This is a genomic window from Leifsonia sp. 2MCAF36 (assembly GCF_052115525.1).
Taxonomy (GTDB): domain Bacteria; phylum Actinomycetota; class Actinomycetes; order Actinomycetales; family Microbacteriaceae; genus Leifsonia.
In genome coordinates this window covers 189,085-206,101 of the sequence record NZ_JBFRGV010000003.1, presented here as the reverse complement: position 1 = coordinate 206,101, position 17,017 = coordinate 189,085, and the positions used below count along the sequence as shown (strand labels likewise).

Here is a 17,017-nt window from a genome sequence, read left to right as displayed (position 1 = left end):
CATCGGGTGCGCCTGGGGAGGGCGGCTGAGGTGGGAGCACCGCTCGGCCCGGGCTGTGGACAGCCCAGGCCGAGCGGGTAAAGCACTACTTGATGCTGGCGGTGGCCTTCGAGACCTTGTCAGCGAGGTCGCTCGACAGCGGGGCCGAGCCGGCCTGCTCCGCGGCGGCCTTCTGGGCGTCGCTGGAGATGATGTAGTCGACGTAGCCCTTCACCAGGTCCGCCTTGGCGGCGTCCGTGTACTGCTGGCACGCGATCACGTAGGAGACGAGAACGAGCGGCCAGGCGCCCTTCTTGGTGTCCTTGCGGTCGATCTTGATGGCCAGGTCGTTGGCCGTGCGACCGTCGGCGATGGGGGAGGCGGCGACCACGGCGGCAGCACCGTCGGCGCTGATCTTCGTGTAGGTGTCGCCGACCTTCAGCTGGGCGATGCTCAGCCCGGCCGAACCCGACTCGTCGATGTAGGTGATGGAGTTCTTCGCGTTCTTGGTGGCGTCCGCGACACCCGAGGTGCCCTTGGCTGCGTCACCGACCTGGAACGGGAAGGTCTGGGCGGCCGGGGCAGTCCAGACGTCGGGGGCGTTCGCCGCGAGGTACTCGGTGAAGTTCTGGGTGGTGCCCGAGTCGTCGGAGCGGTGGACGACCGTGATCGGGGCCGACGGGAGCGTGGCGCCCGAGTTCTGGCCCTTGATCTTGGCGTCGTCCCACGTGGTGATCTTGCCCGAGAAGATGCCCGCGATGGTCGCGGCGTCGAGCTTCAGGTCCTTGACGCCGTCGACGTTGTACGCGATGGCGATCGGGGAGATGTAGACGGGGAGGTCGATGCCCTTGCTGCCCGCGGCGCACCCGGTGAACGTGGAGGCGAGCTCCTCGTCCTTGAGCGCGGCGTCGGAGCCGGCGAAGTCGGCCGCGCCGGAGATGAAGCTCTTGCGGCCCGCGCCGGAACCCTGCGGGTCGTAGTTGATGGTGGCCTTCGGGTTGGCCTGCTGGAAGCCGGCGGCCCAGACGGTCTGCGCCGCGCCCTGGGCGGACGAGCCGATGCCGTTCAGCGTGCCGGTCAGGTTCGAGGCCTTGGCCGTCGTGGTGGACGGCGTGCTGCCCTCGTTCGCCGCACAGGCGGTGAGCGAGATGGCGGCGGCGGCAAGCAGAGCCACGGGAGCGCCGATGCGCTTGAGATTCACAGTTGTCCCTTCGGGGATCAGTAACAACAGGACGGGGTCGGTGCGACCCGCGTGAGACGCTATTCCCGGTGTCTGTCCAGAGTCCCCCGGAGCGGTAAACGGAAGGTTAACGCGGGGTGTTCTCTTGTCCGTGCGGCCCTGTGAATCCGCGGTGTGATCAGGCGGTGATCTGCACCGCCGTGCCCAGCGGGAGCGCATCCACTGCGGCGATGGCTTCGGCGGACAGCCGGACGCAGCCGTGCGACACCGCGCCGGTGGCGGTGGACTGGAAGTGGATGCCGATGAGGCCGCCGTCGGAGCCGCCGTACGGCTCGTCCGCTGTCGTCGCGTGGAGGGAGGTGAGCTGGATCCGGTGTTCGGTCTGGTTCTGAGCGGGGTCGAGATAGCGCGCCTGCAGGTACCCGGTACCCGTCGGCGTGGGCGTCTTGGACGTGCCGACACCGACCGGGAAGGTCTGCAGTGCCTCCCCTGCCGCGTCGACAATCGTGAGCGTCTGCTTCGAAGCCGAGATCGCGATGCTCCGGCTGAGGGGGGTGGCGATCTGCAGGGAGGATGTGCGGACCCAGGCGGAGCTCTGCGCGGGAGCAGGAGCGTCAGTGGTCGCCTTCGAAGGAAGCTGCTGACGGGCCGCCGTCAGGACCTGCGACCATTTGCCCCTCGACGCGACCCGGACGACGACCGTGGGCTCGCCGAGGAAGTCTTTTGCCGGGATGCGTGCGACCGGGGTCGTGAAGTCGGCGCCGTAGACCACCGTGTCGAAGGCGACGTGGTACGCGGCCTTGATCCTGGCCGCCGCGGGCGCGGCGAGCAATCCGGGAATGACCGCGTCGTAGGTGGTCGCGGGCAGCGCGGCGATCTGTGTCGGTGTGAGCGCCGCGGGAAGCGCCGGACCTGCGTCCGCCGTCGCCGTCGGTGTGGCGCTGGGCGCGGTGCTGGTGACGGACGTGCCGCAGGCTGTGACGGTCGTGAGCACGATGGCAGCGGCGAGGGCGGCGGCGGGGAGACGAGGCGGGGTCATGGCGGGGTCCAGGGGAGTAGGGGGATGAATGGGGGCTCGCGCGCTGTGGGAATACGGAGACGGGAATACGGCGGCGGTGCGGACCATACCGGTCCACACCGCCGCCGTGCGGAGGGCTGTGATCAGCCGCTGACGACCGGGAGCTTTGCCGCGGAGGTCGAAGCGCTGCTCGCGGGTGTCTCAGCGGCGTCGATCACCGGGGCGGTGGACGGTTCACTGCCGTCGACGAGGACATCCGGGCCCGTCACCGTGATGTCGATGCTCTGGCTGACACCCGAGGTGCCGCCCACGACGGTGATGTTCATGGTGCCGGCCACGGCCAGTCCCGCGGCCAGGGAGAGGCCGAAGTCGACGGTGCCGTCTGCGGCCGCCGTGTGCGGGCCTACTGTGTCCGTGCTACCGCCGTAGACGACGGTGGCGGTGACCAGCTCGCCGGGGTTGTACCCGGCGGCGTGGATGCTGACGCCGGTGTTCGGGTCCGCCAGCTCGGCGGTCGTCACGGTCGTCGCCCTCGCCTGAATGCCTTTCGGCGGGAGAGCGGGGTTCACAGTCAGCGACAGGAAGTTGGAAAGATCGCCGACGTCGGTCCTCACGAGGAGCGTAAGCCCCGCGCCCGGCGCGAGCGTCGGGAACCCGACTGGCGGGATGTAGGTCTCAGTGAACGCACCGGTGGCGTCGACGGGTGCCGTCGCGACGTGCGTATCGATCACGGTCAGGTTTTGGAGACTCAAGAGGAACGTGGCGGTGGAGCCGGGAGTGAAGCCGGAACCGGTGATGGTGAGACCCGAGCCCCAGTTTCCCGCGGTGAACGTGGTGTTGGCGGCGGTGATCGTCCCGTTCGCAGCGTGGGCCGGAGCGGCGGCGAAGAGGCCGCCGGCGACGACGGCTGCTGCGGCCGCGAGGGCGCCGAAGCGGATTCGTGTTGAGCGTGTCATTCAATATCCCTAGTGCTGACTCAGGATGCCGATCGGCAACCCGGGCATAACCCTAGAGGAACTAAAATACACGTATCAACCATCTACGATGATTGCGGCCAGTTTCTAGCCGTCGACGGGCGCGTACGTCTCGATGGAGACGATCCCGGAGGCCGGGTTGGTAGCCGAGAGGTGCACCACAGAGAAGCCGCCTGTATCCAGGTCTGCGGCATCGTTGAGGTAGGCGCCGGGCATCGTGCCCGTCGCCAGGGCGATCTCGCGCATGATCTCGGGAAGGACGGGCCCGTGGCTGCAGAGCACTGCCGTCTTGCGCGAGCGGATGCGTTTGCCGACGACCCGGCGCACTTCCGGCTGGCCCTCCTCGTAAGCCTCCTGGCTGATGCCGTGGTCGCGGTGCGGCTTGATCCCGCTCGCTGCGGCCAGGGGGGCCACGGTGGTGACGCAGCGGACCGCATCGCTCGTGACGATCCGTTTCGGCCGCCAGGCCTGCAACGTCGTGACGTCGGCGGCGGCCTGCTTCACGCCGCGCTCGACCAGGGGGCGCGAAGCGTCGGTGCCCTCCCAGCGGTCACGCGGGGCCGCCTTGCCGTGCCGTAGCGCGATCAGAGCGAACGTCGAGGTGATGCCCTGGTGCACCAGCGCGTCGAACGCGTCGAGGATCTCGACGTCGCGCTCGTAGGTGAGGTAGCCGCGGGCCTTCTTGATGGTGACCCACTCGATGGCCGCGATCTCGCTGTTCGGGACGAACGTCGACTGGGCGATCGCCTTGTCGCCGACCTCCGCTGCCCAGAAGTGCACGATCTTCTCGCGTCCGCTGCTCAGCGGGTAGGTGGAGACACCGAGCGGCACTCCGAGGCCGATCCGCAGCCCCGTCTCTTCCTGGATTTCGCGGACGGCGGTCTGCGGGAGTGTCTCACCCGGGTCGACCTTGCCTTTGGGGATGGTCACGTCGCCGTACTTGGTACGGTGCACCAGGAGCACGACGATCCGGTCGTCCACGACCCGCCAGCAGAGGGCGCCCGCGGCGTAGATGGCCGGGCTCACCGCCTCGATCCCGTACGGGTGCTGCGTGGGCGGTGGCTGTACTGCTGGATGAGCTTGCTCTGCAGGTCGACCAGCGGCTTGCCGTCGGCGTCGAGGTGGTGCCGCGTCCACACGCCGTCCTGGTCGAGCTTCCAGGTCGCGGTGCGCTCGTCGAACGCCAGGTCGAAAAGGTTCTCCAGCTCGCGCAGGTGCTCCGGGTCGGCGAGCCGGACCAGGGCCTCGACACGGCGGTCGAGGTTGCGATGCATCATGTCGGCGCTGCCGATGTAGACCTGGGGGTCACCGCCGTTGACGAACGAGAAGACGCGGGAGTGCTCCAGATAGCGGCCGAGGACCGAACGCACGCGGATGTTCTCAGAGAGCCCTTCGCGGCCCGGGACGACCCCGCAGATGCCGCGCACCCAGAGGTCGACCGGCACACCGGCCTGACTGGCCCGGTAGAGCGCGTCGATGATCGCCTCGTCGACGATGGAGTTCAGCTTGATGCGGATGCCGGAGGGGCGGCCGGCCTCGGCGTTCGCCCGCTCCGCGTCGATCCGCTTGAGGAGCCCCTTCCGCAGGTGCAGCGGCGCGACGAGCAGACGCTTGAACTTCTTCTCGATCGCGTAGCCCGACAGTTCGTTGAAGAGTCGGGTGAGATCCTTGCCGACCTGGTCGTCGTCCGTGAAGAGCCCCAGGTCTTCGTAGATTCGGGAGGTCTTCGGGTTGTAGTTGCCCGTGCCGATGTGGCTGTAGCTCTTCAGCACCCCCTTCTCCTCGCGGATGACGAGGGCGAGCTTGCAGTGGGTCTTGAGTCCGACCAGCCCGTAGACGACGTGCACGCCCGCCTTCTCGAGCTTGCGTGCCCAGGAGATGTTGTTCTGCTCGTCGAAGCGGGCCTTGATCTCGACCAGCGCCAGCACCTGCTTGCCCGCCTCGGCGGCGTCGATGAGCGCCTCGACGATCGGGCTGTCGCCCGAGGTGCGGTACAGCGTCTGCTTGATGGCGAGCACATGCGGGTCGGCCGCCGCCTGCTCCAGGAACGCCTGGACGCTCGTGGCGAAGGACTCGTACGGGTGGTGCACGAGGACGTCCTGCCGCGAGATGGCAGCGAAGATGTCCGGCTTGGCGTTCGGCTCGCTCGGCATCAACTGCGCCGGGGTGGTCGGAACGTGGTTGGGGTAGTGCAGGTCGGGCCGGTCGATCTTGGCCAGGTCGAACAGCCCGCCGAGGTCGAGGGGTGCGGGCAGTCGGTAGACCTCTTGCTCGGTCACGTCGAGTTCGCGGACCAGCAGCCCGAGGGTGACCGGGTCCATGTCGTCGGTGACCTCGAGCCGGATCGGCGGACCGAACCGGCGCCGCAGCAGCTCCCGCTCCAGGGCCTGGATGAGGTTCTCGGTCTCGTCTTCGTCGATCTCGACGTCTTCGTTGCGGGTGATGCGGAAGACGTGGTGCTCGAGGATCTCCATGCCGGGGAAGAGGTCGCCCAGGTGGTTGGCGATCAAGTCTTCGAGCATGATGAACCGGACCTGGCCCAGCCCTTCGCGCTGGTCGATGCGGACGAACCGCGGCAGCATCTGCGGCACCTTGAGCCGGGCGAACTGCTCCTTGCCGGTACGGGAGTTGCGCACGCGAACCGACAGGTTGAGCGAGAGGCCGGAGATGTAGGGGAAGGGGTGGGCGGGGTCGACCGCGAGGGGCATCAGCACCGGGAAGATCTGCTGCGAGAACACCTCGCGCATCTGTGCCCGGTCGGCCTCATCCAACTCATCCCAGGTCGCCACCGTGATGCCGGCCTTGCTGAGCTCCGGCTGCACCAGGTCGTGGTAGGCGCGGGCGTGCCGCAGCTGCAGCTCGTGCGCCATCTCGGAGATATCGGCCAGCACCTCCTGCGGCGCACGCCCGACATTGGTCGGCACGGCCAGGCCGGTCGCGATGCGGCGCTTCAGGCCGGCGACCCGCACCATGAAGAACTCGTCGAGATTGCTGGCGAAGATCGCCAGGAAGTTCGCGCGCTCCAGCACCGGCAGGAGTGGGTCTTCAGCCAGCTCGAGCACCCGCTGATTGAAGGCGAGCCAACTCAGTTCACGGTCGAGGTAGCGGTTCTCGGGGAGGGACGGGTCGGGCTCGTAGATGAAGGGAGCGAAGTCGTCGTCGAAGTCGCTGCCCAGGCTCCCGCCCAGCCCTGTGTCGAAAAGGCCGTTCTCCAGAGTGGTGCGCTCGTCCATCCACCCATCATGTCACCGCGGGCAAGCGCCCGGGACGGTCGCACGTAAACGGTGGATAAACGCTGCCTGTGGATGAATGGACTCAGGAACGGACCGACGTCGGGAGGCGGTCGTTGTCCTCCTCGTAGACGTTGAAGCGGTAGCCGACGTTGCGCACGGTCCCGATCAGCGACTCCAGGTCGCCCAGCTTCGCGCGGAGGCGACGGACGTGGACGTCGACCGTCCGCGTCCCGCCGAAGTAGTCGTAACCCCACACCTCGCTGAGCAACTGCTCGCGCGTGAACACCCGAGACGGATGCGTCGCGAAGAAGCGGAGCAGCTCGAACTCCTTGAAAGTGAGGTCGAGCTGACGGCCGTGCGCCTTCGCCGAGTAGCTGGCTTCGTCGATGGTGACGCCGGAGGCTTGGATCTTCGACTGCGAGTGCTCCTGGGTCTGGCGGCCGATTGCGAGCCGGATGCGCGCATCCACCTCGGCGGGGCCCGCCACATCGAGCACGACGTCGCTGACGCCCCAGTCGGCGCTCACGGCGGTGAGCCCGCCCTCCGTCAGCACGAGCAGCAGCGGGACCGTCACCCCGGTGGTGGTGAGGATCTTGCAGAGCGACTTAGCGCTCGCCAGGTCGCGGCGGGCATCCACGAAGATGAGGTCGCAGCTCGGCGCGTTGATGAGAGAGGCCGGCTCGGCGGGGATCTGGCGGACGCGGTGGCTCAGCAGCGCCAGCGCGGGCAGCACCTCGGCGCCCGGACCGGCGGAATCGCCGACGGAGGAACTGATCGCCCCGGTGGTGCTGGAGGCGGACGAACCCGACGCAGACGTGAGGATAAGAAGTTGCGCCACGCATTCCTCCTCATCCGTCTGGTGCCGTAATGCTACCGGAAACGCGGGGTCGTCCTTCCGGACAGCCGCGGTCGGGCCGCGCGGGGCACAATGGGAGGGTGAGCGACGAGACACCGGAGAACCACGTACCGCACGCGCTGGGCCCAGCGGCGGCCGCCGGTCCCGTGCAGCCCGCGCTTCCGCGGTGGGTCACCGTCACCAGCATCGGTTCGATCTGGCTGGTCGCACTCGTGCTCGGCATCCTGATCGGCGTGCTCTCCCGCCCGGCCGCCTACGCCTCCTGGCTGTCGCTGGCGCTCGCCGTCTGCGCACTTCTCGCGTTCGTCGCCCAGCTGGCAACGCAGCAGAAGGACGGATTCGTCACCCGGTTGGCCGCGACGCTGGCCGGCAGTTTCGTGGTGCTGGGGCTGATCGGCGGCATCCTCGCCCTCATCTCGGGCCTGGCCTGAGCCGCTCCGCCCGAATGTCGGCGGCTGCTGGTTAGACTGGTCGCATGCTGGTCGCTCTCGAACTCTTCTTCGTCGGCCTTCTGGGCCTGGCAACGCTCGCCATCCTCGGCGTCTCCGGACTGGTGGTCTACAACCTCTTCCGCGGTCAGCGCTGAGCCGGGAGGCGCGGATCATGATCGAGATCCCGACCGACCTCCCCGCCGAGCTGGTGCCCCTGTCCTGGTTGATCGGGATCTGGGAGGGCACGGGCGTGATCGACTACGCCGTCGGCGAGGAGCACACCCAGCTGGAGTTCGGCCAGCGGATCAGCTTCAGCCACGACGGTCTCGGCTACCTGAATTACTCGTCGACCTCCTGGGTGCTCGATGAGGAGCAGACGCCGCTCGCCGCCGAGACGGGCTACTGGAGGCTGCACCGCAAGCTCGTCGAGGGCGACTCCGGTCCGGCGATGCTTCCGGGCAGCGGAACGCGACCGTTCAACACGGCCCAGTCGGTCGAGGCGCTGCGGACCTCGAACGGCGCCTTCGAGATCGACGTGTCGATCATCCACCCGGATGGCGTGAGCGAGCTCTACCTCGGGCAGGTGGCCGGTCCGCGCATCGATCTTGCGACCGACGCTGTCCTGCGCACGGCCGGTGCGAAGGAGTACACCGCGGCGACGCGCCTGTACGGGCTGGTGGAGAACCACCTGCTCTGGGCGTGGGACATCGCCGCCCTCGGGCAGGAGCTGCGCACGCACGCGTCGGCCCGCCTCGCCAAGGTCGACTGAGGCGATCATGACGGAGCGTTCGCCCTTCCTCGACCTAGCTGGCGCGGTCGACCTCGCCGATGTCGGCGTGCCGTCGCACTACGGCAATCCGCTCGGCGAGCAGCGGGCACTGGCTGAGGGTGCCGCGATCGTCGACCTGTCCGACCGTGCGGTGCTGACCATCCAGGGCCCCGACCGGCTGAGCTGGCTGAACTCGTTGACGAGTCAGGCGCTCACCGGACTCCAACCGGGGGAGTCGTCGGAGACACTGCTGCTGGATGTGACCGGTCGCGTCGAGCACGCCGTCCGCCTGATCGACGACGGCGAGACGCTGTGGATGCTCGTCGACCGGCCGGAAGCCGCCGGACTCCTGGGGTGGCTCGACTCCATGCGCTTCATGCTGCGGGTCGAACTCGCCGACCGCTCCGCCGACCTGGCCACGATCGGCACGCTGGCCGATCCTCCGCTGCCGATCGCCGCCCCGAACGGTGTCCCGCTCATCTGGCGAGACCCGTGGCACGCTGTGACGCCCGGTGGGCACCAGTACGCGCAGGGCGAGCATCCCGGCGCCGGATGGACGTGGAGCGAGCGCCTGGTGCCACGCGACGCGCTGCCCTCGCTGGTCGCCCGGGTGCTGTCCGGCGAGCTGGCGTCGGCCGGCACGCTGGCAGCCGACGCGCTCCGGATCGCCGCATGGCGGCCCCGGTTCTCGACCGAGGTCGACGAGCGGACCATTCCGCACGAGCTGGACTGGCTGCGCACGGCCGTCCACCTGAGCAAGGGGTGCTACCGGGGGCAAGAGACAGTGGCCAAGGTCCACAACCTGGGGCATCCCCCGCGGCGGCTGGTGATGCTGCATCTGGACGGTTCGGAGGGCGTGCATCCCCAGCCCGGTGCCGCCGTGTCGCTGGACGGGCAGGAGGTGGGCGCGGTCACGTCGGTCGCCCTGCACTACGAGCTCGGACCGATCGCCCTGGCGGTGGTCAAGCGGTCGACCAGACCGGATGCGACACTCACCGTGGAGGCGGACGGAACCAACGTCGCCGCCGCGCAGGAGATCGTGGTGCCGCCCGAGGCGGGCGCGGAGGCGCACGTCCCACGGTTGCCCCGGCTCGGCGCGGTCACCCGCACCCCGCGCGCCTGAGGCCACCGTTCACTCCGCCGGCGCAACCGCCTCCCACTCCACCGTCAGCTCGCCCAACCGCCACCGCGTCCGGCCGCCGACCACCGGCCAGCCGGCGCTGCGCATCGCCTGCGCCACCGCGATCCAGCGCTGACGGGGGCCGTAGGCGGCGAGCGGCGACTGGATGCGCCACTCGCGGTCGAGCTCCGAGAGGAACCGGTGCACCCGCTCACCGGGGACGTTGCGGTGGATGAGCGCCTTCGGAAGCCGCTCCGCAACGACAGACGGCGCGTCCAGCCCGCGCAGGCGCAGGGACACGGTGAGCGATCGCGGCCCGTCCGCATCCAGCGCGACCCAGCTGGCGATCCGGCCGATCTCATCGCAGGTGCCCTCGACCAGCAGGCCTCCGGGCTGGAGGCGGGACCGCATCCGCCCCCATGCGGCCGCCACATCGACCTCGCGGTACTGCCGCAGCACGTTGAAGGCGCGGATGACAGTGGCCCGGCGACCGTCCGGAAGTGGCACTTCGAAGCCGCCCAGGCCGAAGCGGATGCGCGCCGACGGATCGAAGCCCGTCGCGCCGGCCCGCAGCCGAGCGAGCTGCTCGTTCGCCGTCCGCACCCGCCCCGGCTCGATCTCCAGCCCGACGACCTCCACCTCGGGTCGCGCCTTCGCTAGCCGCTGATGCAGTTCGAGCGCGGTGACGCCGCTGGCGCCGTAGCCGAGGTCCACCACCAGAGGGTCGCGGGCGCGGCGCAGCTCGGGGAGCGCCGCGATCCACCGGTCGACGCGGCGCAGCCGGTTGGTGTTCGTCGTGCCACGCGTCACCGTGCCGACCGCGCCGGAAGCCATGGCTCCAGTCTGCCAGCGCGGCAGCGGACCACCGTCACCCGATAGATTGGGGGCATGGCCGCTCCCTACACCCTGATCCTCCTGCGCCACGGCAGCAGTGAGTGGAACGAGAAGAACCTGTTCACCGGCTGGGTCGACGTACGTCTCAGCGAGACCGGCGTCGCCGAGGCCAAGCGGGCCGGTGAGCTGCTCCGCGACTCGGGGCTCGCACCCGACGTGCTGCACACCTCGGTGCTCACCCGTGCCATCCAGACGGCGAACTACGCGCTCGACGTCGCCGACCGGCTCTGGGTCCCGGTGCAGCGGTCGTGGCGGCTCAACGAGCGCCACTACGGTGCGCTGCAGGGCCTCGACAAGGCGGAGACGCTCGAGAAGTACGGACCGGAGCAGTTCCAGCTGTGGCGCCGGTCGTTCGACGTTCCGCCGCCGCCGCTGCCCGACGACAGTGAGTTCTCGCAGGTGGGCGACCCGCGCTACGCCGGCCTCGGCGACGACGTCCCCCGGACCGAGTGCCTCAAAGACGTCATCGCCCGGATGCTGCCCTACTGGGAGTCGGACATCACCCGCGACCTCGCCGGCGGCAAGACGGTGCTGGTCACCGCGCACGGCAACTCGCTGCGCGCGCTGGTGAAGCACCTCGACGGCATCTCAGGTGAGGACATCGCCGGGCTCAACATCCCGACCGGCATCCCGCTCGTCTACAAGCTCGACGACGACTTCGCCCCGCTGGAGCCGTCGTACTACCTCGACCCGGAGGCCGCCGCCGCCGGTGCCGCCGCCGTAGCCGCCCAGGGCAAGAAGTAGCCACGACCAGCACGTTCGTCGTCGTCGCGTTCCTTCCGGGGCGCGGCGGCGACGTGTCTCCGGACGAGTTTCCGGCCACGGACTGGCCGCTGCACGTGACGGTGGTCCCTCCGTTCGAGACGGAGCTGGCGGCGGACCAGGTGGCCGCGCTGGTGCCGCTCGTGCCGCCCATCCCCATCGCCGGTGCGACGCGCGAGCGCTTCGGCACGCACGGCACGGTGCCGGTGACCGTACTGCGCGGGTCCGCTGCGCTCGTCGCCCTGCACACGTCCCTGGTGGATGCGCTGGATGCGACGGGCGCGACCCTCCGCGACCAGCGTCACATCCGCGCGGACTTCCGTGCCCACGCGACGGACCAGCGCCGCGGCCGCCTGCACCCCGGCGAGCACGCCCTCCTGACGGAACTGTGCATCGTAGCCCGAGCCCCCGGTGGCCTCCGCCGCGTCGCCGCTCGCGTCCCCCTGCCGCCCGCCTAACTTCGCGCCACGACCCACCGTCGAGTCCACACTTTCTACACGCGACACGCCGTGGGGGCGTGCAAAAAGTGTGGACTCGACGGTGGGGCGGGAGGGGAGCAGAGAGGGGGTTAGGCGGGGAGGTCGGGGGCCCAGTCGCCGGTGGCGAGGTACTGGACCTTCTTGGCGATCGACACCGCGTGGTCCGCGAAGCGCTCGTGGTAGCGCGAGGCGAGGGTCGCGTCGACCGTGTCGACGGCTTGGCCCTTCCACGTCTCGCCGAGCACCTTGTCGAAGACGCTGATGTGCAGCTCGTCGATGTCGTCGTCGTCGTTGCGGATCTCGTCCGCGAGGCGGATGTCCTGCGAGCGCAGCAGTTCGGTCAGCTTCTCCGCGATCTGCACATCCAGCCGGCCCATCTCGGCGAACGTCGAGCGCAGGCTCTTCGGCACCACCTTGTCCGGGAACCGGTAACGCGCGAGCTGGGCGATGTGCTCCGCCATGTCGCCCATCCGCTCCAGCGACGCGCTTATGCGCAATGCGCTGACCACGATGCGGAGGTCCCGCGCGACCGGCTGCTGCCGGGCGAGGATCTGGATGGACAGCTCGTCGAGCAGCACCGTCAACTCGTCGATGCGGTGGTCGTTGGCGATCACGTCCTCGGCGAGGCTCACGTCCGACTCGTTGAACGCCTGCGTGGCGTTCTTGATGGAGCGGACGACCAGCTCGGCGATCTCGACGAGGCGGTCTTGAACCTCCGCCAGCTCCTGCTGGAAGACTTCGCGCATGGGGTGGATCCTTCCTCGCGTGCAGGCACGCAGAATGCCGGCCCTCTGACCGGCGTAAGAATGTTCGCCGCGACAGGTTAACAATCGGTGCCGCCGGGCTGAACACTGTCTAACGTACCCGCGAAAAGACGCGGCCCGTGGAGGCGTGCGTCCATGCGCGTGTATTCGAATCAGTACGCTTGGGGCCATGGACTCCACCTGGTTGGTGCTGCTGTCGCTGGGCCTGGGGCTCGCCGTCGGCGCCGGTTTCGTGTGGGTCCTGCACATCGCCGAGCGTCGCGGACACAATGCGGTCCAGGTCGCGAATCCGGCGGTCCCGGACGGCGTGGATCAGGTGCTCGACGCGATGGAGTCGGCAGGAGTGGTGCTCGACCCCTCCAACAACGTGATCAAGGCGTCGCCCGGCGCCCACTCGATCGGTCTGGTGTGGAACGGTGCGCTCGTGCATCCGCACCTGGTGGAGCTCGTCGACCACGTGCGACGCACCGGCGAGTCGATCACCGAGGAGCGCGAACTGTCGCGCGGCCCGTTCGGCGACGCGAACATCCACCTCAGCGTTCGGGTGGCCCGGCTGGGCTCCCGGTACGTCCTGCTGCTGGCGGAGGACCGCACCGAGTCGTTCCGGCTGGATGCGGTGCGCCGCGACTTCGTGGCCAACATCAGTCACGAGCTGAAGACCCCGATCGGGGCGGTCGGCCTGCTCGCCGAGGCCCTCGACGACGCATCGGACGACCCCGACCAGGTGCGCCGCTTCGCGCTCCGGCTCTCGGAGGAGGCGCGGCGCCTCGCCCGCATCACGCAGGACATCATCGAGTTGAGCCGGCTGCAGGCGACGGACGCGCTGGGGACCGCCACGGAGCTGTCCGCGAGCACGGTGGTCAAGGCGGCGATCGACCAGAACCGGGTGGCGGCGGAGACGCGGAACATCGAGCTGGCGATGCGCGGGGACAAGCAGGCGCTGGTTTTCGGCAACGAGGCCCTGCTGGTGACCGCCGTGCACAACCTCATCTCGAACGCCATCCAGTACTCCCCGGACGACTCCCGCATCGGGATCGGCGTGCGCAACGCCGGGGGCGTCGTCGAGATCGCGGTGACCGACCAGGGCGAGGGCATTCCCGAGGAAGACCTGGACCGCGTGTTCGAGCGCTTCTTCCGGGTGGATCAGGCCCGCTCCCGCAACACCGGTGGCACTGGCCTCGGGCTCTCCATCGTCAAGCACGCCGTCCAGAACCACGGCGGGGAGGTGCGCGTCTGGTCGCAGCCCGGGCGCGGCTCCACGTTCACCATCCGGCTCCCCGAAGCCTCCACTGCCGGACCCCCGATAGGAGACAACCAGTGACATCCATCCTGCTCGTCGAGGATGAGGGCGCGCTCAGCGAGCCCCTCGCGTACCTGCTGAAGCGGGAGGGCTACGAGGTGGAGATCGCCGAGGACGGGCCCAGCGCGCTGGCCGCGTTCGACCGGAACGGCGCCGACCTCATCCTTCTCGACCTGATGCTGCCGGGGATCCCGGGTACGGAGGTGTGCCGCGAGATCCGGACGCGCTCCAACGTGCCGATCATCATGCTGACGGCCAAGGACTCCGAGGTGGACATCGTGGTCGGGCTGGAGCTCGGAGCGGACGACTACGTCACCAAGCCGTACTCGTCGCGCGAGCTGCTCGCCCGCATCCGCGCGGTCATGCGGCGGCGGGTCGAGGAGGAGGAACTGCAGGACGACGGCGTGCTGGAGGCAGGCACGGTCCGGATGGATGTCGACCGTCACACGGTCGCCGTGAGCGGCGCGGAGATCTCCATGCCGCTGAAGGAATTCGAGCTCCTCGAGCTGCTGCTGCGCAATGCCGGTCGCGTGCTGACCAGGGGTCAGCTGATCGACCGGGTGTGGGGGAGCGACTACTTCGGCGACACCAAGACGCTGGATGTGCACATCAAGCGCATCCGCTCGCGCATCGAGGAGACACCGTCCGAGCCGCGGATGCTGGTCACCGTGCGCGGGCTCGGGTACCGCTTCAACGCCTGAGCGCCGCCGTTACCGACCGAGCGGCGTTACGGGCAGCGTTACTGGGCGGCCGGCAGGATGGTCGGCGGCACGAGGCTCGCGTACTCGGGGAGCTGTCCGTCGAGCACAGGGACCGTGAGGTTCACGCCGGTCTGGTCGCCGTACCGGAAGTAGACGGAGTACAGGCCGCCCGGCTTCGTGGTGAATTCCGGGATCAGGATGTCGCTGGCACTGCCGTTCTCAGGGTCCTGCCCGAGCTGCTTCACCTGGCCCGGCTTCACCGTGACCCGCGCAGCGGAGGAACTGCCGTCGCCGGCGCTGATCGACACCTGCTGGGTCGCGTTGCCCGTGTTCACCAGAGTGACCACGAGGTTTCCGACGGTGCCGTTCTTCGCATCCGTGATGATCATCGCGTTGCGGACGTCGACGGTGCCGACCGAGCCGCTCACTCCGTCACTCGCGTCGTAGTGCTTGGTGGTGGCCTGCGGAGCGACGAAACCGCATCCCGCGGTCCCGAGTGCGACGGCCAGGGCGAGGGCGACGGACGTCGCGACTCGAGCTTTCACGGATGACCCTCCCGGTGGAATTTTCAGTCCAACCCTATCCCATCGGGAGAGGCGCGCTGCGGGCCCGGGAGGCGTGAGGGCGAACCTTAGCACGAGCCTCGTGTGGTATCCTATTCATTGCTGAAGGGACAACAAATCTATGCTTTTCGAGGTTGGCGAGACAGTCGTCTATCCGCACCACGGTGCCGCAACGATCACCGAAGTCAAGAAGAGAATCATCAAGGGTGAAGAGAAGCTATACCTCAAGCTCAATGTGACTCAAGGCGACCTCACCATCGAGGTTCCCGCTGAGAACGTCGACTTGGTCGGCGTTCGCGATGTCATCGGCAAGGAGGGCCTCGACCGCGTGTTCGAGGTGCTGCGAGCTCCCTTCACCGAGGAGCCCACCAACTGGTCCCGCCGCTACAAGGCCAACCTTGAGAAGCTCGCCTCCGGCGACGTCATCAAGGTGTCCGAGGTCGTCCGCGACCTGTGGCGTCGCGATCAGGACCGCGGTCTCTCCGCAGGCGAGAAGCGCATGCTCGCCAAGGCCCGGCAGATCCTGATCTCCGAGTTGGCGCTGGCCGAGAAGACCGACGACGAGAAGGCTTCGAGCCTGCTCGACGAGGTACTGGCCTCCTAGAGCCGTTCCGACGAAGGCCCCGCTGCCACGCAGCGGGGCCTTCGTCGTTCCCGGTACAGGCTGTGGCGCTTTGTCGCGTCTGCGGCGCGGCGAGCAGACGCATACGTGTCGACGGACAGCACGCGCGACGGCGCGGGCCGGTACGGTGGGTGCGTGGAGAACACAGGGACCCGGGTTGCTGTCGTTGTCGTGGCAGCGGGCTCCGGGACGCGGCTGGGCGCGGGGCGCCCGAAAGCCTTCGTGACCCTCCAAGGGCGGACGCTGCTGGAGCATTCGCTCCATGCCGTCCGCGGCATGCGCCACGCGGCCGACCCGATCGTCGTAGCGCCGGCGGACCTGCTGCAGGAAGCGAGCGAGCTGTCCGAGCGGGTGACCGGGCGGCCGGTGACCGTCGTCGCCGGGGGCGACTCCCGCCAGCGGTCGGTCGCCGAGGGCCTCGCCGTCGTCGACCCGCGCATCGACGTCGTCCTGGTGCACGACGCCGCGCGCGCTCTGGCGCCCGCATCCCTCTTCGACGCCGTCGTGGATGCCGTGCTCGAGCGCGGCTACGGCGTGGTGCCCGGGCTACCGGTCGCCGATACCGTCAAGCGGGTCGGCCCCGATGGCGCAGTGCACGAGACGGTGGACCGGTCGGCGCTGTCGGCCGTGCAGACGCCGCAGGCCTTCCCGCGCGAGCAGCTGCTGACCGCGTACGCCCTCGCGAAGAGCGACGAGACCGATGACGCGGGTCTGGTGGCGGCGGCGGGTTTCCGGGTGGATGTGGTGCCCGGTGACGCGCGCGCGTTCAAGGTGACGACGCCCTGGGACCTGCAGCGGGCGGAGGACCTGCTCGCGGGCCGGACGGTGCCGCGCATCGGCACCGGAAGCGACACGCACGCCGTCGACCCCGGCACTGAGCTGTGGCTGGCCGGTCTGCACTGGCCGGGCGAGCCGGGGCTGGCCGGCCACAGCGACGGCGATGCGGTCGCGCACGCCATCGTGGACGCGCTGCTGTCCGCCGCGGGCCTCGGCGACATCGGCGGCGTGTTCGGGACGGGCGACCCGCGGTTCTCGGGTGCGCACGGCGACGTCTTCCTCACGGAGGCGCGGCGGCGGGTCGAGGGGGCCGGCTTCCGGATCGGGAACGTCGCGGTGCAGGTGATCGGCAACCGGCCGAAGCTCAGCGCCCGCCGGGCCGAGGCGGAGGAGCGGCTGTCGTCCATCCTGGGCGCGCCGGTCTCCCTCGGCGCGACCACCACAGACGGGTTGGGCTTCACCGGCCGCGGCGAGGGCGTCACGGCGCAGGCGACGGCGTTGCTCCTGTCCTGACGGCCTCTCGTCCTGTCCAGACGGCCTCTCGATCGGCGACAGGCTGCTGGCCGAGGGCCGTCCCCTGGCCTACTGTGGCCCG

The 17,017-nt window shown here is 69.3% G+C and carries 18 protein-coding genes; 9 read left to right on the top strand and 9 right to left on the bottom strand.

Annotated features, from left to right (window positions below; translation table 11 throughout):
- Positions 1-85: 85 nt before the first annotated feature.
- The 6 genes from pstS to AB4079_RS06270 all read right to left on the bottom strand — a co-directional run bounded on the left by pstS (position 86) and on the right by AB4079_RS06270 (position 7,222).
- The gene (gene pstS / locus AB4079_RS06295; RefSeq protein ID WP_441786437.1) at positions 86-1,180 is read right to left on the bottom strand and encodes a phosphate ABC transporter substrate-binding protein PstS; all 1,095 of its coding nucleotides are present in this window, start codon (positions 1,178-1,180) and stop codon (positions 86-88) included.
- Positions 1,181-1,337: 157 nt separating this feature from the next.
- Positions 1,338-2,198 (bottom strand): L,D-transpeptidase, encoded by an 861-nt coding sequence (locus AB4079_RS06290; RefSeq protein WP_441786436.1) that lies wholly within the window; start codon positions 2,196-2,198, stop codon positions 1,338-1,340.
- A gap of 122 nt (positions 2,199-2,320) precedes the next feature.
- A complete protein-coding gene (locus tag AB4079_RS06285; RefSeq protein ID WP_441786435.1) occupies positions 2,321-3,133 on the bottom strand; it encodes a hypothetical protein in 813 nt (270 codons plus the stop codon).
- A gap of 105 nt (positions 3,134-3,238) precedes the next feature.
- Positions 3,239-4,177: an NUDIX hydrolase gene (locus AB4079_RS06280; protein ID WP_441786434.1), complete on the bottom strand. Its 939-nt coding sequence runs from the start codon at positions 4,175-4,177 to the stop codon at positions 3,239-3,241.
- Entirely contained in the window at positions 4,174-6,384 is a 2,211-nt protein-coding gene (locus AB4079_RS06275; RefSeq protein ID WP_441786433.1) for an RNA degradosome polyphosphate kinase, read from the bottom strand. The genes AB4079_RS06280 and AB4079_RS06275 overlap by 4 nt, the downstream gene beginning before the upstream one ends.
- Positions 6,385-6,466: 82 nt before the next feature.
- Positions 6,467-7,222: a response regulator transcription factor gene (locus tag AB4079_RS06270; RefSeq protein WP_441786432.1), complete on the bottom strand. Its 756-nt coding sequence runs from the start codon at positions 7,220-7,222 to the stop codon at positions 6,467-6,469.
- A 98-nt stretch (positions 7,223-7,320) separates the two neighbouring features.
- Here AB4079_RS06270 and AB4079_RS06265 point away from each other — a divergent pair, with 98 nt between their 5' ends.
- The 3 genes from AB4079_RS06265 (at position 7,321) to ygfZ (ending at position 9,563) form a co-directional block, all read left to right on the top strand.
- On the top strand, positions 7,321-7,671 hold the full coding sequence (locus tag AB4079_RS06265) for a hypothetical protein (RefSeq protein ID WP_441786431.1): 351 nt from the start codon (positions 7,321-7,323) through the stop codon (positions 7,669-7,671).
- A 172-nt stretch (positions 7,672-7,843) separates the two neighbouring features.
- Entirely contained in the window at positions 7,844-8,440 is a 597-nt protein-coding gene (locus AB4079_RS06260; RefSeq protein WP_441786430.1) for an FABP family protein, read from the top strand.
- Between the two features lie 7 nt (positions 8,441-8,447).
- Positions 8,448-9,563 (top strand): CAF17-like 4Fe-4S cluster assembly/insertion protein YgfZ, encoded by a 1,116-nt coding sequence (ygfZ, locus tag AB4079_RS06255; RefSeq protein ID WP_441786429.1) that lies wholly within the window; start codon positions 8,448-8,450, stop codon positions 9,561-9,563.
- A 9-nt stretch (positions 9,564-9,572) separates the two neighbouring features.
- Here the strand turns inward: ygfZ and AB4079_RS06250 are convergent, their stop codons facing one another.
- A complete protein-coding gene (locus AB4079_RS06250) occupies positions 9,573-10,394 on the bottom strand; it encodes a class I SAM-dependent methyltransferase (RefSeq protein WP_441786428.1) in 822 nt (273 codons plus the stop codon).
- A gap of 54 nt (positions 10,395-10,448) precedes the next feature.
- On the opposite strand from AB4079_RS06250, the gene AB4079_RS06245 reads away from it, so the two are divergent.
- Together AB4079_RS06245 and AB4079_RS06240 are read left to right on the top strand one after the other, a co-directional pair.
- A complete protein-coding gene (locus tag AB4079_RS06245; protein ID WP_441786427.1) occupies positions 10,449-11,198 on the top strand; it encodes a phosphoglyceromutase in 750 nt (249 codons plus the stop codon).
- A gap of 53 nt (positions 11,199-11,251) precedes the next feature.
- Positions 11,252-11,674 carry a 2'-5' RNA ligase family protein gene (locus tag AB4079_RS06240; protein ID WP_441786426.1) on the top strand — a complete coding sequence of 141 codons (423 nt, stop codon included), beginning with the start codon at positions 11,252-11,254 and terminating at the stop codon, positions 11,672-11,674.
- 110 nt (positions 11,675-11,784) lie between these two features.
- On the opposite strand, the gene phoU is transcribed toward AB4079_RS06240, so the two are convergent.
- Positions 11,785-12,441 (bottom strand): phosphate signaling complex protein PhoU, encoded by a 657-nt coding sequence (gene phoU / locus AB4079_RS06235; RefSeq protein WP_441786425.1) that lies wholly within the window; start codon positions 12,439-12,441, stop codon positions 11,785-11,787.
- Between the two features lie 187 nt (positions 12,442-12,628).
- Here phoU and AB4079_RS06230 point away from each other — a divergent pair, with 187 nt between their 5' ends.
- Both AB4079_RS06230 and AB4079_RS06225 read left to right on the top strand, forming a co-directional pair.
- Complete coding sequence (locus tag AB4079_RS06230; protein ID WP_441786424.1) at positions 12,629-13,780, top strand: sensor histidine kinase; 1,152 nt, start codon at positions 12,629-12,631, stop codon at positions 13,778-13,780.
- Positions 13,777-14,460, top strand: coding sequence for a response regulator (locus AB4079_RS06225; protein WP_441786423.1), 684 nt, complete (start codon positions 13,777-13,779; stop codon positions 14,458-14,460). The genes AB4079_RS06230 and AB4079_RS06225 overlap by 4 nt, the downstream gene beginning before the upstream one ends.
- Before the next feature lie 38 nt (positions 14,461-14,498).
- Here the strand turns inward: AB4079_RS06225 and AB4079_RS06220 are convergent, their stop codons facing one another.
- Positions 14,499-15,005, bottom strand: a complete 507-nt coding sequence (locus AB4079_RS06220; protein WP_441786422.1) for a hypothetical protein — start codon at positions 15,003-15,005, stop codon at positions 14,499-14,501.
- A gap of 139 nt (positions 15,006-15,144) precedes the next feature.
- Here AB4079_RS06220 and AB4079_RS06215 point away from each other — a divergent pair, with 139 nt between their 5' ends.
- The gene (locus AB4079_RS06215; protein ID WP_021763858.1) at positions 15,145-15,627 is read left to right on the top strand and encodes a CarD family transcriptional regulator; all 483 of its coding nucleotides are present in this window, start codon (positions 15,145-15,147) and stop codon (positions 15,625-15,627) included.
- Positions 15,628-15,780: 153 nt separating this feature from the next.
- Positions 15,781-16,935 carry a 2-C-methyl-D-erythritol 4-phosphate cytidylyltransferase gene (gene ispD, locus AB4079_RS06210; protein ID WP_441786421.1) on the top strand — a complete coding sequence of 385 codons (1,155 nt, stop codon included), beginning with the start codon at positions 15,781-15,783 and terminating at the stop codon, positions 16,933-16,935.
- Positions 16,936-17,017: the final 82 nt, after the last annotated feature.

Bases quoted from the DNA above. Each gene is read 5' to 3' on its own strand.
- AB4079_RS06260 (WP_441786430.1), top strand. From the start codon at position 7,844: ATGATCGAGATCCCGACCGACCTCCCCGCCGAGCTGGTGCCCCTGTCC.
- ygfZ (WP_441786429.1), top strand. From the start codon at position 8,448: ATGACGGAGCGTTCGCCCTTCCTCGACCTAGCTGGCGCGGTCGACCTC.
- AB4079_RS06285 (WP_441786435.1), bottom strand. From the start codon at position 3,133: ATGACACGCTCAACACGAATCCGCTTCGGCGCCCTCGCGGCCGCAGCA.
- AB4079_RS06275 (WP_441786433.1), bottom strand. From the start codon at position 6,384: ATGGACGAGCGCACCACTCTGGAGAACGGCCTTTTCGACACAGGGCTG.
- AB4079_RS06230 (WP_441786424.1), top strand. From the start codon at position 12,629: ATGGACTCCACCTGGTTGGTGCTGCTGTCGCTGGGCCTGGGGCTCGCC.
- AB4079_RS06290 (WP_441786436.1), bottom strand. From the start codon at position 2,198: ATGACCCCGCCTCGTCTCCCCGCCGCCGCCCTCGCCGCTGCCATCGTG.
- AB4079_RS06245 (WP_441786427.1), top strand. From the start codon at position 10,449: ATGGCCGCTCCCTACACCCTGATCCTCCTGCGCCACGGCAGCAGTGAG.
- AB4079_RS06215 (WP_021763858.1), top strand. From the start codon at position 15,145: ATGCTTTTCGAGGTTGGCGAGACAGTCGTCTATCCGCACCACGGTGCC.
- phoU (WP_441786425.1), bottom strand. From the start codon at position 12,441: ATGCGCGAAGTCTTCCAGCAGGAGCTGGCGGAGGTTCAAGACCGCCTC.
- AB4079_RS06250 (WP_441786428.1), bottom strand. From the start codon at position 10,394: ATGGCTTCCGGCGCGGTCGGCACGGTGACGCGTGGCACGACGAACACC.